The organism is Cupriavidus necator N-1 (assembly GCF_000219215.1).
GTDB lineage: Bacteria > Pseudomonadota > Gammaproteobacteria > Burkholderiales > Burkholderiaceae > Cupriavidus > Cupriavidus necator.
In genome coordinates this window covers 2546315-2561514 of record NC_015723.1, presented here as the reverse complement: position 1 = coordinate 2561514, position 15200 = coordinate 2546315, and the positions used below count along the sequence as shown (strand labels likewise).

The following is a 15200-nucleotide window of genomic DNA, read 5'->3' as shown; positions in this document are numbered from 1 at the left end:
CGGCAGGGCTTTTGCTATTGGAGCATATCTGCAACGGCGCGGCACGCCCTGACCGGCAGGCCACGTTGCCGTTCGCACCGAGGCGAAAATCAGCGCCGTCTTCTCGCATGGCTACAGAAGCACAGCACAGGGCCTTGCGGGCCCATTCCGTCAGAAAGCGGTGACCACCTTGACCCAGAATTTGTCGCCGCCAAACCGGTTCCTGGCATACGCTTCATGCTGCCATTGGGTGATGAAACTAGTTCCCTTGGCGTTGGTGTAGGAGACGCTGGGGCCGATAGCCAGCACCTCGCCGCGACGGCCACGGCTCCACACCCCAGGCACTTCTGGCACCACGGCGCCATTGAACTTGTCGTCCGTGACCTGTTTCAGGTAGTACCCGCTCAAGCCGACAGTCCACGGGCCGATGTGCTTGCCCAGGGCGTAATCGACGTGCAATTCCTGTCCGGACTGGTAGCTTCCTGTCATGCCGCCGAAGTTGGAGTCCTTGTTCTTCCCCTTAATGTTGTACATGAACTTGGCAGAGATTTCCCAGCCACTCTGGTGCAGCCAGGTGAATGCCGCAACTGGCTCGAAGGCCCAGTAGTTCGCGCCGATGCTGGCCCTGGGATCATTCTGGTCGTAGCGGCCCGTGGGCGCGTAGATGTCCAGACCCGTCGTGACATGCCAGTTCGCACCATGCCAGCCGAGCACTATCGGGTCGATCGTGATGTCACCCAAGCCGGTGGCGTTGCGACGGCCGCCCATCTGGGGCAAATTCATGGACTGGTAGACGAGCGGAACGATGGCCTGCATGCCCCAGCTCGCGCCAAGAAGCGTGATGTTGGTGACCTTCACCACCCGCAACGCGTCGAACCAGGCGTCAACCTTTGCAGGATTGCCGGCGATGTTTGCGTTGTCGCCGTTGCCGTCTTTGAGCTTACCGCCGTAATAGCCGGTGTAGTTGAGGAGATAGGTGCCGGGCGGGGGCAATGCTCCCGACATCCAGCTTTCAGCTCCATTGGGATACTGGTCTGCGCCCTCCTTTGCGAGCGCCTGATTGCCGACTAGCGCAAGCGAACCGGCCAGTACGGCCGAGATTGCTCGTTTCTTCACTTCGTTCTCCTCCTTTTTGTGGTGATGGGCGGGTTAGCGGAATATCAGCCGGGAATAAGAGCCAGGACGCGAAGCGGGCTGCCTGAACCGTCCTTGATCTTCAGCGGGGCGGCGACAATCAATGCACCCTGCGGCGGGAGTTGGTCGAGATTGGTCAGGCATTGCAGACCGTAGCGGTTGTTGCCATGCGTGAGGTAATGGCACGGGAACGGTAACTCCCAGCCATAGGACTGGCCCGCGTCGGTGCCAATTGCTTCGACGCCAAATCCATGGACATCGCGCTGTTCAATCATCCACTGGACGACGCCCAGGTCAGGGCCGGGTGTGTGCATGCCGTCGTCACGCGCATTCAGGTACGCCTCGGGACTATTGCGCTTGGACCAGTCGGTGCGCATCAGGACCCAGGAGCGCGGAGGGATGCGGCCATGCCGTGCTTCCCAGGCTTTGACGGCGTCGACAGTGAGCAAGTAGTCCGGGTCTTCCGCGGCCTCCCTCGAGCAGTCGATGACGCAGGCGGTGGCGAAGAATTTTTCGGCAGGGATGGTGTCGGTCGTATTGTCCGGCAAGTCCTTACCAGAGATCCAATGGACTGGTGCGTCGAAGTGGGTCCCGGTATGTTCGCCGCAGGAGAAGTTATTCCAGTACCAGTTCGGTCCGCGATCGTCGTAGCGCGAGATGGTTTCTTGCCGGAAGGGCCAGGTCTGGCCCATCTCCGGAGGCAGCGAGATGGTCGGAAATTCAGAACTCAAGGTCAGCGTCAGATCCACCACGCGGATGCGGCCGGACAGCAGCTCTGCTGCAAAGTGGGCGAGGCTGTTGCTCATGGTTGTTGTCTCCTGTGGTTGCTTCACTTATGAGTTAGATTTCGCCCGTTTCTTTGCGAGCGCGTTTGCGACGTGGTAACCGGAGGTACCGCCAAGACCGGGGCCTGGATGGGTCGAGGCGCCGATGTGGTGCAGATGTTTAACCGGGGTAGCGTGATCCTTGACGCCAGGGACCGGACGCCAGAACATGAACTGGTCGATGCTGCATTCGCCGGAATAGGGATCACCGCCGACGAGGTTGACGTTCATCGACTCAAGATCCGCCGGGGAGAGGACCGTACGCCCGACGACGCTCGCCTTGAGATTTGGAACCTGGCGAGCAATGCGGTCGATAATCCGGTCGGCGTAGCGCTCACGGAGTTCGGCGGTCCAGCGACCATCCGCGGGAACAGCGATCTCTCCAAGCGCATCGCCTTTGACTTGACGCGGACACTCCGGAACCTGAATCCAGAGCACCCAGCCTCCGGCCGGGCTTCTGGAAGGGTCAACAGCGCAAGGCTGGGCAACGCAAATCGTGCCTTCGGCTGGAAGCAGGCCTCGCTCTGCTTCGCTGACTGCCCTGGAGACACCGTCCAGACCCGAGGTAAGGTGCAGGTAGATGACGTCGCGCAGATGTTCTTGGGGCCAGTCCGGAGGGGCGGACAGCGCCAAATGGATCTGCATGTTCCCCTTGCCGTAGCGGTACTCGGCCGCCTGCTGACGTAGGCCAGGGGGAACGTGCTTGGCGGCCAGCAGCTTTCCGTAAAGCTGGCCGGGCGTGACGTTGCAGATGATCTCCTTGCCCATGAAAACGCGGTTGTCCCGCGTCCTAACGCCGCGCGCCGAGCCGCCCTCGACCAGGATGTCCTCGACGTCGGCATTGACGTGGAAAGCACCACCCCTGCTCTCGATGATTCTGCGGAAGGCGTCGACAGTACGGGCATTGCCTCCTTGGACGATAGGCAGGCCAACCGCCTCCAGCGTGAAGGCGACGACTTTTCCCATCAATGCAGACATGGCGCTTTCCGGGCCAAGGCCTGTATGCAGTACCCACGGCGCGAGCAGCGCCTGGACCAGGTCGGATTTGACCCGGGTCTCCAGCCAGCTGCGGCAACTCATCAGTGCAGGGGAAAAGAAGGCGACGGTGTCATGCACGCCTTGTTTCCACAGGCGGCCGGCCACGGTCTTTGCAACACCGGCACTCCACAGTTCGTTGCCAAGCAGCGAGAACACCAGGCCGGCGTTTTGCTCGACCTCTTGCATGGCGGCCTGAAAGGCATCACCGTCGCCGCTTGCCAGCGTATTGAATGTGCTGACATTGCGCTCACGGGACGTGCTCAGAACCAGCGAACGGTTATCGGGTAACAGTACGCCAGTGGGTGTACTGTTATTGCGGTAGCTGAGCCCTGCCTGATGAAGTTCATCCTTCAGCTCCGCGTAGCCTGGCGATGTGACAAACAGCGGATGTGCCGTGGACAACGTGTCGTGGAGATAGCCCGGTGCATTCAGGGCCTCCGTGCGAATGCATCCGCCCAGCGTGCTATTGCGTTCCAGCACGCAGACACGCTTGCCGCGTCTGGCTAGGACGGCAGCGCAGACGAGCGAATTGATACCACTGCCGACAATGACGGCGTCATACGTACTCATTGGATTATCCCGGGGGCAAGGATAAGAGAGGCGGGCAAATACGTTCGGTCGCGGCGTTGGCCAGCTTCCTTTAGACGAATTGCCGCGTGCGGTACCGGAATCAGGTCGCGGCGACGTATTCGGTGCGGATCAGCTCTGACAGCTCCGTAAGAGCGTTAGCGGTACGCGCGTAGTTTCCCTTGTAGAAGAGCAGGGATTCCCGATCCGATGTGTCAAAGTGCCGGACCTCGCCCAGGAAGATGATGTGATCGCCGCCGTCATACTGATGCGTGTTTCGGCATTGGAATACCGCTGCGCAACCTGACAGGACAGGCGAGCCATCGATGCCATCCGTGCAGGGGACGCCCGAAAACTTGCCTTCCGCGCCTCGTGCGAAGCGGTTGGAGACATGTTCCTGGTCGGCTGCCAGGACGTGGATCACGAAACTCCCGGTCTTCTGGAATGCCTCGAGGCTGTAGGACTTCTTGGCGAGGCTCCACAGCACCAGGCGAGGCTCCAGCGATACCGAGCTGAAACTATTCACGGTCACGCCCCAGGGTTCTCCGTCGGGGGTGCGCGTTGTGACGATGGTTACGCCCGTGGCAAAGCGGCCGAGGGCATTCCGAAATTCGCGAGCGTCGGTCATGGCTGTCTCCTGTCGCCTGCTCAACCGTTGCACGGTGAGCAGGCTGCTTGCTTTCGTGTGGGTGATCTTTTTGCCTCAGGCGGCCTTGGACTGCGACTCTTCAGCGATCCAGGCCTCGGTGGCTTCCTCGTTGAACCAGTAGCTGCCATAGTCGCGCGGATCGTTGAATCCGTTGGCGATGCGCTGGGCGATGCGCGGCGCGTGCTGCGCTGTGGCCAGCAGTTTGACGATGTGGTCTGGCGGCGGGAAAAGCAGGGAATTTGTCCAACGGATGACCGGTTCGGCATAGCCTTCGTAAAGGCCGTCGAAGGTCTGCTGCATCCATGCCTTATCGAAGGGCTTGTCCCCATGGCGCAGGATGGCCTCGAAATAGTGCAGAGCGCCCTTGGTGGCGTTGTTCGAGCCCTGGCCGGTGATCGGATCGTTGACCATGACCGCGTCGCCGAGCCCCATTACATGCCGGCCGGAAGGCAGGGAAAGAGTAGGGTTGCGCACGGTCGGGGTGACGCGTCCGCTCAGGATCCCATTGGCATCGGTGAGTCGTACATTGGCACAGCGCTCGCTTTCCCACGGCAGGTAGTCGCGCAGGATGCCCAGGCAGACATCCAGATGCTGGTCGGCGGACTTGATGTCTGCCCAGCGGTCCATCGGGCCGCCAGGAATGGCTTCGAAGACCATGATGTCGCAGGCTTGCGTTTCGCAACTGCCCTGGGTGGTGAGGGCCGGGAAGACAAAGTACTCGCCGATGCCGGGAATCAGATTAAAGTTGACGCACTCAAACGGACCACTGCGCTGCATGCCCGTCACGTAAGCCAGTGCCAACTGGCGTTGGGGATGACGAACAGGCGAGCGTGCATCATTGCGTGTCAGCAGATTGACGATCTCTCCCTTGCCACCGGCCAGGAGAACAAGATCATGAGATTCGGCCAAGGCTTCAAGCTGGGGAATCTCGACATTTTCGATACGTAGAATGCCGCCACGGCTTTCGAACTCCGCCATCCAGCCTGGCATCTTTACACGTTGATCAACAGACTGGGCGTAGGAATTCAGGCGGGCGCGCCAGTGGATGGCAACTTCGCCCTTGCCGTCGTCGGTGGGGATGGTCAGGCCGATGCCGTCCACCGTGGGGCACTGCCTTTCCCATTGATTCATCCGGAAATTGCGCTCGATCTGGAGTGCTTGGTCGAAGATGCACTGGGACGACATCACTTTGCCGCCCCATACCTCGTCAGCGGTGCGGTTTGTCACTAGCGTGACCTCATAGCCTTGATCCAGCAGGCCGCACCCGAGCAATAGTCCTGCCTGACCCGCGCCAACAATCGCAATCTTGCGTGGCGTGATCTTGTCGATGGAATGGGGGATCATGTGTCTCTCCTGTGGGATTGTCTTGTGTGCAATTCACTTCGTGCCGGGCGAACCGAGGTCGCCCGGAATCACCGGCCGGTTTATGCCGTCAGTCGGTTGATGGCTGCTTGCCGACCCTCGGGGCCGAGGGCGCCGTATCCGCCGTCACATGCATAGTCGGCGCCGGTAACAAAGGCGGAAGCATCTGACAGGAGGAAGCGAACCACTTGCGCGACTTCTTCTGGCTTGCCGAGCCGGCCTAGTGGGTGAAAATCTGCAGCGATACCGTCGGCTTTCGCCTTGTCGCCGCCGCTCAGCGCGCTGATGACGGAGGACCACGTCCAGCCCGGCGAGACGGAGTTGACTCGAATGTTGTCCGGGGCTAGATCCAATGCGGCGCTACGTGTGAATTGCTGCATCGCTGCCTTGGTAATCGGGTACAGCCAGCGCCCCGACTGCGCCACGCCCGCGGAGATCGAGGCAAAGTTGACGACCGCTCCGCCGCCGCGCTTTTTCATCTCCGGCACGCACGCCTTCAGCATCATCGCCGCGCCGACTACATTGACGTTGTAGGACTCCAGCCACTGCTCGCGTGTGGAATCGGCACCGTTATCCACGTAGGTGCAGGCGCAGTTGACGAGCAGGTCGATGCCGCGGAAGGTCTCCATGGTGTCGGCGATGCAGGCAGCGATGTCGGCATCGCTGGTCACGTCCACGGCCACATAGCGGCAGCGCTCCGGATGCCGCTCGGCAACATTGCGGCCGCCTTGCTGGTCGATGTCGACGACAACGACGTTGGCGCCAGCCGAGACCAGGGCCGATACCACGGCCTCGCCAATCATGGTCGCGCCACCGGTGACAATCGCCGTCTTGCCTTCGATTCCTTGCATGTCCGTCTCCACTTGTTGTATTGGCTCGCATGTAGCCATGTGCAACGTAGTTTGGTGTAGCGGTGATGACGCTGCTATCCACAATCCGCCGGCCAATATCCAGATAACGAGCCGTCGCTGGCGGACCGGGAAAAGGAGGCGGTGGAGTCAGGAAAAGGTGGGGCGGCAGCCTTGCCGGATGTCCGGGCGTGCAGGTATCCGTTCACCCGCGAGCGCGGCCTGGCGTTGTTGTATCAACGACTGCAAGTCAGTGAAACGGGTCGATGCCGCAGGGGTATTGCGAGGTCTAAAGAGCCCGCTGATTATCAACGCCCGGCATCGCTGACATGGCGCTCCGCTGCACCCCTGCGCAGGGTCGCCGACGGAGAAACGCCGAAGCGCTTCTTGTAATAGGCCGCAAACCGGCCGAGATGTGTAAAGCCAAAGCGATATGCAAGATCCGTGATGGAGGCCTGCTCCGCTCCGGCGGCAGCAATCAACGCTTGTCGGACGCAGTCCAGTCTCGCATCCCGCAGATAGGCTAACGGCGTCGTATTGAGATGGCGGCGAAAGCCTTCTTCCAGCGCCCGGATACTCACGCAGGCGACTTGCGCCAGGTCGGCGACGGTCAGCGGTGTGTCGGCATTCGCGCGGACATAATCTATCACCCGCTGCATATGACGTGGCCTGGCGGGCTCGGCGCTGCGCGCAAGGAGATAGGTGTGGGTGTGCGGTTGAAGCAGCAGCAGCGTCCGCAGCAGGTAGTCCTCCATCGACGCCACCGCGGCCGGGAACTGGAGCCAGTTGGTGCCGTGCTGGTCGATATTCCTGGTAAGGTCGAGTACGGACTGGCTCCATGCGTGCTGGGGCAGCGCCGGATCGAATGAAAGGGGCCCGCTGGGATCGCGCCCGGTCAGCAATGCGAAACGTTGCTCGATGGCTTCCTTCTGAATCCAGAGCAAGACTTGCGCACAATCCTCATGCCAGTGCATTCGGGTTGGGGTGTCTGGACTCAGCAAGCTGGCGGTGCGGACGTCGGAAAGTATCTCCTGCGAGCCACACTTGATTTCGGCATGGCCCGCAACCGGGATCTGGGCGAGATAGAAGTGCTCTAGGCAGCCAGGGTCGATCTCTACATGGGCGCCATAGGCAAGGAAGTTGAGTGCGGTCTCATGCAGTCGTACCAGGTTGTGCTGGACATGCAATTGCTGCAGTGCACCGACCACTCGCAGTTCATGCGGGCAAAATACCGAAGCGATCTTGCCCTGGGCCTCCTTCACATCCTCGGAGCGGAATGAGGGGTAGTTCGCCAGCATGCCTTGCGGCGCGCAGTTGTGGTCACGCGCCGGAGAAGACGGGATGTCGGCGGGTGACTGGGGGGCGGTCTGCATCGTCTCACTCCTGCAGGATTGCAGCGTGCCTGGCTCGCCTGCGAAGCGAAGGAAGCCCGCGCAATCAGTTACTTTATACCTAAACTTCCTGCGCGCGCCAAGAAGGCGGCCGGGCTGCCCTGTTGGCCGACCGCCAGGGAATCTCTGCGCGATCGTCGCCACGCTCCTTCTTGTCCATATAGTTTAGGTATAAAAATATGATTATGGAAATATGCGCTTCGAGCCGACGCGGGTAATCCGGTCGGCGCCTCGACGGGAGGCGCAGGGGGCAGATGCCGCTGGCGGACCTGATGCAGGGCATCCTGCGCGGGCGGTATTTCTCGCTGCTGGAGAACCAGGAATAGGACTGGTGCAGGTTTGCTTGCGGAGGAGGGAGGCCGCCGTCGGTCTCCGGGTTCATGGTCTATACTTAGATATGTGATATACAATATATTACGTGTGCATAACGCCTCCTGCCGCCATGCTTGATCCCTCGCTGTTCGGTCGCCTGTCATTCACCTACGCGGATCCCGTCGACGGCCCGCTGCCACCCGGGCGTAACCCGCTGGGCGTGGCCCCGGAGCGCGATGCCGTGCTGTTCGTTCCGGACGGCCTGCCGGAGAGCGGGCCGGTGCCGCTGCTGGTGATGTTCCACGGCGCGGGCGGGTTTCCGGAAAAGGTGCTGCCGCATATCGAGCCGCATGCGCGGCGCCACAAGTTCCTGGTGCTGGCGCCGCATTCGCTCTACCCGACCTGGGACATCGTGATCGGCGGCAACGGCCCCGACCTGGAGCGGCTGCGCCAGGCGCTGATCGCGGTGACATCGCGTTACCGGGTCGACGCGGGCCGGCTGGCCTTTGCGGGCTTCTCGGACGGGGCCAGCTACGCGCTGTCGATCGGCATCACCAACGGCGACATTGCCAGCCATGTGATTGCGTTCTCCGGCGGCTTCATGTCGGTGTTCATGCAGGAGGGCGCTCCCAGGGTGTTTGTCGCGCACGGGCTGGCTGACGAGCAACTGCCGGTTGTCACCAGCGGCCGCGCCCATGCGGCCAGGCTGAAGGCCGCGGGCTACGACGTGCAGTACGTCGAGTTCGATGGCCTGCATGTCATCCATCCGCCCGTGGTCGAGCGCGCGATCGATTTCTTCCTGCAGTGAAACCCCGGCCGCTGGCCGGCGCGGCCACGCCATTCAACGGGAGTGCGGTACATGGATTTCGAGATTCCAGAGGCGCTGATCCACCCCCTGCTGGCGATGATCGAAACCGGGTCACGGTTGGCGCGGCAGTTGCAGGAGCACGGCGTCTGCCACGGCAATATGCTGGTGTCGAGCAAGCTATTCGATGCGCAGTCGCTGAGCTCGCTCTACACGCTGAGCAAGACGCAAAACGAGCGCGCGCTGATGTTCCAGATGCTGGCGCTGGACAATGTCTACAACGCGCCGCAGGCGCGCGTGATTCCGGGGCTGGACCAGCTGGTGGCGGGGCTGGCCGCCTACCTGTCGCGCGATGCCATCGATGGCTGGCTGTACCAGCGCAGCCGCGACGGCGTGCTGCTGCCCTGGCTGGTGCGCCGGATGCGCTATGTGTCGCCCGAGCAGGGCATGCCTTATGTGGTGGTGGACATGCTGGCCAACACCATGCAGTCGGCCAACTCCACGCTGACTGACCACCACCTACGCCGCTCCGGCATGACCACGTCGATGGTGATCACCCGCGACGACATCGCTAACCGCACCATCCCGGAGTTGCTGGCCGAGTTCGGCTTCTACAAGGAGTGCGCGGAATTCCGGCACGAATACGAGCAGCATGCGCAGCGCTTCGTGCGCTACCAGCGCCGCTTCGGCGCGCAGTTTGTCGCCACCCGCGCGGCGTTCTCGCTCGATGCCAAGGGACCCGCCGAGCTGACGCCGATTGCCGACACCGCGGGCGCGCGCTGCGTGAATGATGAGGAACGGCTGGAGCGCCGCTTCGAGATGACCTGCGACCCGTCGTTCTGGCGCGATGCCGGGGTCATGGAGGGCTTTGAGCGCGTGCCGCTGCATGGCTACGTGCACCTGTTCCACCTGGAGTGGCATCGCAACATCTGGGTGCATGTGCAGCACCTGACCGAGTATCGCTACCAGCCGGCCCTGCGCGACAAGCTGGTCCTGCCCGCGCATCACCGCGACCTGATCGATATCCTGACCTCGCACATGGACATGCTGGTGCCGGACTTCGTGCCCGGCAAGTCCGGCGGTACCACCATCCTGTGCCAGGGCGCCCCAGGCCTGGGCAAGACGCTGACCGCGGAGATCTACGCCGAGGTGGTGGGCAAGCCGCTGTACCGCGTGCATTCCGGGCAGCTGGGCACCACTGCCGCGTCGGTCGGTGCCACGCTGATGACGATCCTGCGCCGGGCCATGCGCTGGAACGCGATCCTGCTGCTGGACGAGGCCGACGTCTATATCCGCTGCCGCGACAACGACCTGGAGCACAACGCCATCGTCGCGGAATTCCTGCGCACGCTGGAGTACTTCAACGGCCTGCTGTTCATGACCACCAACCGCATCGGCGACGTCGACGATGCCATCCTGTCGCGCTGCATCGCGACCATCCATTACGAAACGCCGTGCAAGCAAGACGCCATGCGGCTGTGGCGCCTGCAGGCCGGGCAGTTCGGCGCGGAACTGGGCGACGCGCTGATCGATGCGCTGACCGCCGCCTACCCCAAGGCGAGCGGACGCGACATCAAGGAGCTGCTGAAGCTGGCAACCCGCTACGGCAAGGCCAAGGGGATCCCGCTGTCGGAAGACGTGTTCCGGCTGTGCGGGCAGTTCCGCGGGATAGGGTAAGGCGCCGGTGCGCGGGTATCATGGGCCATCTGTGCAGGCAACCGCGCCCCGATCCCCGATGAGCCTCGACCCCGCCGAACTCCAGGCCATACGCCCCTACCTGCTGCGCTTTGCCCGCCTGCAGCTGCGCGACGAGGCGGTGGCCGAGGATGCCGTCTCGGAAACGCTGCTGGCGGCGCTGGAGCACCCTGAGCGCTTCGCCGGCCAGTCAACGCTGCGCACCTACCTGGTTGGCATCCTCAAGCACAAGATCATCGACACCCTGCGCAGCGGCAAACGTGAGGTCAGGCTGGCGCTGGCCACCGATGCCGAAGGCCAGCCGCAATCCGACGACGATGCCTTCGATGTGCTGTTCACGCGCAACGGCCACTACCAGGACCCGCCGTCCGACTGGGGCAACCCGGAACGCGCCTTTGAGCGCCGCGAGTTCTTCGAGATCCTGCAGCTTTGCGTGGACCGCCTGCCGGAGCGCACCGGCCGGATCTTCATGATGCGCGAGTGGCTGGAGCTGGACACCGAAGAAATCTGTCAGCATTTGCAGATCAGCGCGACCAATGCCTGGGCGATGCTGTACCGCGCCCGCATGCGCCTGCGCGGATGCCTGGAACTGCACTGGTTCGGCCAGCGCGGCCGGCCCGGCAAGGCCGGTTGAGCCCGGCCCCCGCCCATGCAACGGATAAGTCACTGACCTACATGCCAGATTCCCGCCCCTCCCGCCGCCTGCTGCCGAACTGTGAAGAGGTGCATCACCTCACCATGAAGGGCCTGGACCGGCCGCTGTCATGGGGCGAGCGGCTGCGCATGCGCGCCCACCTGGCGATCTGTGACGCCTGCACCAGCTTCAGCGCCCAGATGCGGACCCTGCGCGAGGCCATGCACAGGCTGGGGCGCGACGAATGACAAAAGGCCAGCGGATCCGCTGGCCTTCTTGCTGGCTGGGTGCCGGTATCGCTCAGGCGCGAGCGCCTTCGCCGTAGGGGTCGAAGCGGCCAGCGCGGCTGCCTTCGGTAAAGGTGTCGAAGCTGCGCGACGGCGATGCCGACACGCCGCTGCGCTCCAGCCCGGCCACCGTGCGGGCGCCGTCGACAAACGGATCGGCCTTGCCCACGCGGGCGCCTTCCGTGAACACATCGTGGCTGCGGAACTCATAACCATACTTGTCGCCGGGCACGGTGCTGCGGAAGCTGTAGCCGTACTTGTCGCCGGGCAGCTGCTCGGCGACGGTGGCGGCTTGCGCGGCGCCCAGGGCAGCCAGCGACAGGAGCAGGGCAGTAGCGAGGCGGGTGGTCTTGGTCATGATGGTTCTCCTTAAGCTCGTTGAATTTGTCAGAAGGCTTTGCGTTGTGTGCGTGCCGTTCATGTACAGAACTATAGAAGCGCCATCGATACGGAAACAGGCCAGTTGCCGGACAAGTTATTCAAAAAAATTGAAGTTACGGCCGAGGGCGGAAGCGGCCCGTGGCATGACGCAAATGTAATGTCCCCGTCGCCGGAATGCCCGGCGCGGCTCGGTTAAACTTGCGGCTCGCTGCAATCCCCCGTTGCCTGATGCCAGGCGGCCAGGGCAGCTGCCACTTCCCTTATGCAACGGCTCATCCTCATCCTTCTTGCGCTCGTCCTGCCGCTCCAGTTCGCCTGGGCGGGAGCCGCCGCGTATTGCCGACATGAGGTGGCGGCTCCGGCCAAGGCCCATTTCGGGCACCATGAGCACCAGCACAAGGCCGACAGCGGCAAGCAGGACCAGCCCGCGCAGAAGGCGCAGGACAAGGCCAAGCTCGGCCTGCCCGATCCCGACTGCGGCGTCTGCCATATCGCTTCGCTGCCGTTTGCACGGGCCGACGCGCCCGACGTGCACGCCATGCGCCGGGTGGAACTGGCGCCACCGGCGCCGCAGCCCAGCTTCTCTTCGCACAGTGCGCGGGCGCCCGACCGTCCGCAGTGGCCGCGTCTCGCTTAACCGGCGAGACGACGCTTCCATTTCATGGTCTTCCTGATTTCCTGACGTCAGGCGTCTCGCCGAATTCTCCCGGTTTCTTTCCTGGTGCAATTCGATGCGAAGACTTTTGCTGCCGCTTGGGCTGGCGGCCGTTCTATTCAGCCCACATGGCGTCGCGCAGACGCCGCCCCCTGCCATGGCGCAGCCATCGGCATCCTTGCCGGCCTCGGGCCAAGAGCCTGCCGGCACGCTGAGCCTCGACGCCGCGCTGGCGCTGGCCGAAGCCGGCAGCTTCGCGTTGTCCGCGGCGGGCAAGGAGCTTGACGCCACCGAGGGCGATGTCACGCAGGCGCGCGTGCTGCCCAATCCCGAACTGGCCGTGTCGATGGAAGACACGCGCAAGGCCACGCGCTCCACCACCGGCCAGATCAACCTGCCGATCGAACTCGGCGGCAAGCGCGCCGCGCGCATCGGTGTGGCCGAGCGCGGGCGCGAACTGGCGCAGGCCGAGCTGGGCGGCGCACGCGCCGAGCTGCGCGCCGCTGTGATCGCACGCTTCTTTGGCGTGCTGGTGGCGCAGGAACGCGTCAAGCTGGCCGAAGGCTCGGTCGGCATCGCCAGCAAGGCGGCCGCGGCGGCCGGGCGGCGCGTGGCCGCCGGCAAGGTCGCGCCCCTGGAAGAAACGCGCGCCAGGGTCGAACAGGCCAATGCCGAGCTGGAACTGGCCGAGGCTACCGGCGCGCTGCAATCCGCACGTCAGTCGCTGGCCACGCTGTGGGGCAACGCCTTGCCGCACTTTGCGCAGGCGCAGGGCGACCTTGACGCACTGCCCTCGCGCCCCGCGCCGGCAGCGCTGCAAGCGGCGCTGGAAGACTCGCCTCAACTGGCGGCAAGCCGCCTCGTGGCCGAGCGCAGCCGCGCCGAAGTCGCCGTGGCGCGCAGCCGCCAGTATCCCGACGTGACCGTGAGCCTGGGCGCCAAGCGCGACAACGAGGCCAACCGCAATATGGCCGTGCTGGGCGTGGCGATCCCGCTGCCGCTGTTTGACCGCAACCAGGGCAACCTCTACGCCGCATTGCGCCGGGCCGACAAGGCGCAGGACACGCACGCGGCCACGCGCATCCGCCTGGTGGGTGAGCTGCAGCAGGCGTCGACGCAGCTGTCGGTATCGCGCGCCGCGGCGCAGACGCTGCAGGCCTCGGTGCTGCCCGCGGCGGAGCAGGCCTATGCCGCCGCCTCGCGCGGGTTCGAGGCCGGCAAATTCAATTTCCTCGATGTGCTGGATGCCCAGCGCACGCTGTTCCAGGCGCGCATCCGCTACCTGGACGTGCTGGCCCGCACCTATGACGCGGCGGCCAGCATCGACCGCATCCTCGGACACTGATACGGACGCCGAAGACATGGCAATGAGCAAGCAACAACGGGCCGCCGTGGTGGCCATCCTGGTCGCGGGGCTGCTGGGCGGCGCGGCGATCCTGTTCACCGGCAAGGGCGGCAGCGCCACCGGCGAGGCCGGGCACGGGCAAGCCGAGCATGGCGACGAGCACGAACATGGCAAGGAAGGAGACAATGCGGCCGCGCACGCTGACGCCAGCGCTCCCGCGGCGAAGCCGGAAGCCGAAGGCAAGCCGCACCTGATCGCGCTGACGCCCGCGCAGATCCAGCAGGCCGGCATCGGCATCGCCACCGCCGCCGCGGCGCCGCTGCGCAGCAGCGTCGATTTCCCCGGCGAGATCCGCTTCAATGAAGACCGCACCGCGCACGTGGTGCCGCGCGTGGCGGGCGTTGCGCAGGCGGTGCCGGCCAACCTTGGCCAGCAGGTACGCAAGGGCGAAGTGCTGGCGCTGCTCGCCAGCACGACGCTGGCCGAGCAGCGCAGCGAGCTGCTGGCGGCGCAGAAGCGCGAGGCGCTGGCGCGTGCCACCTACGCGCGCGAGAAGACGCTGTGGCAGGAGAAGATCTCCGCCGAGCAGGATTACCAGCAGGCCCGCACGGCGCTTGAGGAAGCGCAGATCGCGGTCCAGAACGCGCGCCAGAAGCTGACCGCGATTGGCGCCACGGAGAAGAGCGCGGGCAAGGGCGGCAGCCTGAACCAGTTTGCGCTGCGTGCCCCGTTCGATGGCATCGTGGTCGAGAAGCACCTGGCGCTGGGCGAAGCGGTCCAGGAAGCCACCAGCGTCTTCACCGTCTCCGACCTGAGTTCGGTGTGGGCGGAGTTCGTGGTGTCCGCGCGCGACCTGGACCAGGTGCGTGTGGGCGAAGCGGTCACGGTGCGCTCGAGCGCCTCGGACACGCAGGCCGAGGGCAAGGTGTCCTACGTCGGCGCGCTGCTGGGCGAGCAGACGCGCACGGCCAAGGCGCGCGTGACGCTGGCCAATCCCGGCATGGCGTGGCGCCCGGGGCTGTTCGTCACGGTCAGCGTGCTGGGCGCGCCGGCGCAGGTGCCGGTGACGGTGGCGGCCGACGCGGTGCAGCAGGTCGACGGCAAGAGCGTGGTGTTCATCGCCGTGCCGGGCGGGTTTGCGGTGCAGCCGGTCAAGACCGGGCGCGCTGGTGGCAAGCTGGTGGAGGTGACCGAGGGCCTGCAGGCCGGCGCGCGCTACGCCGCGGCCAACAGCTTCATCCTCAAGTCCGAGCTGGGCAAAGCCAGCGCCGGGCATGAGCACTGAGCGGAGGCA

At 64.2% G+C, this 15200-nt stretch carries 15 protein-coding genes; 7 read left to right on the top strand and 8 right to left on the bottom strand.

What is annotated here, in order from left to right; translation table 11 throughout:
* Nucleotides 1-150 precede the first annotated feature (150 nt).
* The 7 genes from CNE_RS29645 to CNE_RS29615 form a co-directional block, all read right to left on the bottom strand.
* Nucleotides 151-1095 (bottom strand): SphA family protein, encoded by a 945-nt coding sequence (locus CNE_RS29645; RefSeq protein ID WP_041228746.1) that lies wholly within the window; start codon nt 1093-1095, stop codon nt 151-153.
* Nucleotides 1096-1139: 44 nt separating this feature from the next.
* Nucleotides 1140-1919: a cyclase family protein gene (locus CNE_RS29640; RefSeq protein ID WP_013953989.1), complete on the bottom strand. Its 780-nt coding sequence runs from the start codon at nt 1917-1919 to the stop codon at nt 1140-1142.
* Between the two features lie 27 nt (nt 1920-1946).
* Nucleotides 1947-3545 (bottom strand): phytoene desaturase family protein, encoded by a 1599-nt coding sequence (locus CNE_RS29635; RefSeq protein ID WP_013953988.1) that lies wholly within the window; start codon nt 3543-3545, stop codon nt 1947-1949.
* Between the two features lie 100 nt (nt 3546-3645).
* The gene (locus tag CNE_RS29630) at nt 3646-4170 is read right to left on the bottom strand and encodes a flavin reductase family protein (protein WP_013953987.1); all 525 of its coding nucleotides are present in this window, start codon (nt 4168-4170) and stop codon (nt 3646-3648) included.
* Between the two features lie 75 nt (nt 4171-4245).
* Nucleotides 4246-5535, bottom strand: a complete 1290-nt coding sequence (locus CNE_RS29625) for a styrene monooxygenase/indole monooxygenase family protein (protein WP_013953986.1) — start codon at nt 5533-5535, stop codon at nt 4246-4248.
* An 80-nt stretch (nt 5536-5615) separates the two neighbouring features.
* Nucleotides 5616-6404 (bottom strand): SDR family oxidoreductase, encoded by a 789-nt coding sequence (locus CNE_RS29620; protein WP_013953985.1) that lies wholly within the window; start codon nt 6402-6404, stop codon nt 5616-5618.
* Nucleotides 6405-6709: 305 nt separating this feature from the next.
* Nucleotides 6710-7774: an AraC family transcriptional regulator gene (locus CNE_RS29615; protein ID WP_013953984.1), complete on the bottom strand. Its 1065-nt coding sequence runs from the start codon at nt 7772-7774 to the stop codon at nt 6710-6712.
* A gap of 460 nt (nt 7775-8234) precedes the next feature.
* Here CNE_RS29615 and CNE_RS29610 point away from each other — a divergent pair, with 460 nt between their 5' ends.
* From CNE_RS29610 to CNE_RS29595, 4 genes are read left to right on the top strand one after another with little or no spacing between them, the layout of a single operon-like run.
* Complete coding sequence (locus tag CNE_RS29610) at nt 8235-8912, top strand: alpha/beta hydrolase (protein WP_013953983.1); 678 nt, start codon at nt 8235-8237, stop codon at nt 8910-8912.
* 51 nt (nt 8913-8963) lie between these two features.
* On the top strand, nt 8964-10586 hold the full coding sequence (locus CNE_RS29605) for an AAA family ATPase (protein WP_013953982.1): 1623 nt from the start codon (nt 8964-8966) through the stop codon (nt 10584-10586).
* Between the two features lie 58 nt (nt 10587-10644).
* Entirely contained in the window at nt 10645-11238 is a 594-nt protein-coding gene (locus tag CNE_RS29600; RefSeq protein WP_041228744.1) for a sigma-70 family RNA polymerase sigma factor, read from the top strand.
* A gap of 41 nt (nt 11239-11279) precedes the next feature.
* On the top strand, nt 11280-11486 hold the full coding sequence (locus CNE_RS29595) for a zf-HC2 domain-containing protein (RefSeq protein ID WP_013953980.1): 207 nt from the start codon (nt 11280-11282) through the stop codon (nt 11484-11486).
* 52 nt (nt 11487-11538) lie between these two features.
* Here CNE_RS29595 and CNE_RS29590 read toward each other — a convergent pair whose 3' ends face one another.
* Nucleotides 11539-11883, bottom strand: a complete 345-nt coding sequence (locus tag CNE_RS29590) for a hypothetical protein (RefSeq protein WP_013953979.1) — start codon at nt 11881-11883, stop codon at nt 11539-11541.
* A 285-nt stretch (nt 11884-12168) separates the two neighbouring features.
* Between CNE_RS29590 and czcI the strand changes: the two genes are divergently transcribed.
* The 3 genes from czcI to CNE_RS29575 all read left to right on the top strand — a co-directional run bounded on the left by czcI (nt 12169) and on the right by CNE_RS29575 (nt 15191).
* Nucleotides 12169-12543, top strand: a complete 375-nt coding sequence (gene czcI / locus CNE_RS29585; protein WP_013953978.1) for a cation efflux protein, CzcI family — start codon at nt 12169-12171, stop codon at nt 12541-12543.
* Nucleotides 12544-12637: 94 nt separating this feature from the next.
* Nucleotides 12638-13906, top strand: a complete 1269-nt coding sequence (locus CNE_RS29580; RefSeq protein WP_013953977.1) for a TolC family protein — start codon at nt 12638-12640, stop codon at nt 13904-13906.
* Between the two features lie 16 nt (nt 13907-13922).
* Nucleotides 13923-15191, top strand: coding sequence for an efflux RND transporter periplasmic adaptor subunit (locus CNE_RS29575; RefSeq protein ID WP_013953976.1), 1269 nt, complete (start codon nt 13923-13925; stop codon nt 15189-15191).
* Nucleotides 15192-15200 lie beyond the last annotated feature (9 nt).

Bases quoted from the DNA above. Each gene is read 5' to 3' on its own strand.
- CNE_RS29610 (WP_013953983.1), top strand. From the start codon at position 8,235: ATGCTTGATCCCTCGCTGTTCGGTCGCCTGTCATTCACCTACGCGGAT.
- CNE_RS29620 (WP_013953985.1), bottom strand. From the start codon at position 6,404: ATGCAAGGAATCGAAGGCAAGACGGCGATTGTCACCGGTGGCGCGACC.
- czcI (WP_013953978.1), top strand. From the start codon at position 12,169: ATGCAACGGCTCATCCTCATCCTTCTTGCGCTCGTCCTGCCGCTCCAG.
- CNE_RS29615 (WP_013953984.1), bottom strand. From the start codon at position 7,774: ATGCAGACCGCCCCCCAGTCACCCGCCGACATCCCGTCTTCTCCGGCG.
- CNE_RS29635 (WP_013953988.1), bottom strand. From the start codon at position 3,545: ATGAGTACGTATGACGCCGTCATTGTCGGCAGTGGTATCAATTCGCTC.
- CNE_RS29640 (WP_013953989.1), bottom strand. From the start codon at position 1,919: ATGAGCAACAGCCTCGCCCACTTTGCAGCAGAGCTGCTGTCCGGCCGC.
- CNE_RS29630 (WP_013953987.1), bottom strand. From the start codon at position 4,170: ATGACCGACGCTCGCGAATTTCGGAATGCCCTCGGCCGCTTTGCCACG.
- CNE_RS29600 (WP_041228744.1), top strand. From the start codon at position 10,645: ATGAGCCTCGACCCCGCCGAACTCCAGGCCATACGCCCCTACCTGCTG.
- CNE_RS29595 (WP_013953980.1), top strand. From the start codon at position 11,280: ATGCCAGATTCCCGCCCCTCCCGCCGCCTGCTGCCGAACTGTGAAGAG.
- CNE_RS29605 (WP_013953982.1), top strand. From the start codon at position 8,964: ATGGATTTCGAGATTCCAGAGGCGCTGATCCACCCCCTGCTGGCGATG.
- CNE_RS29575 (WP_013953976.1), top strand. From the start codon at position 13,923: ATGGCAATGAGCAAGCAACAACGGGCCGCCGTGGTGGCCATCCTGGTC.
- CNE_RS29580 (WP_013953977.1), top strand. From the start codon at position 12,638: ATGCGAAGACTTTTGCTGCCGCTTGGGCTGGCGGCCGTTCTATTCAGC.
- CNE_RS29590 (WP_013953979.1), bottom strand. From the start codon at position 11,883: ATGACCAAGACCACCCGCCTCGCTACTGCCCTGCTCCTGTCGCTGGCT.
- CNE_RS29625 (WP_013953986.1), bottom strand. From the start codon at position 5,535: ATGATCCCCCATTCCATCGACAAGATCACGCCACGCAAGATTGCGATT.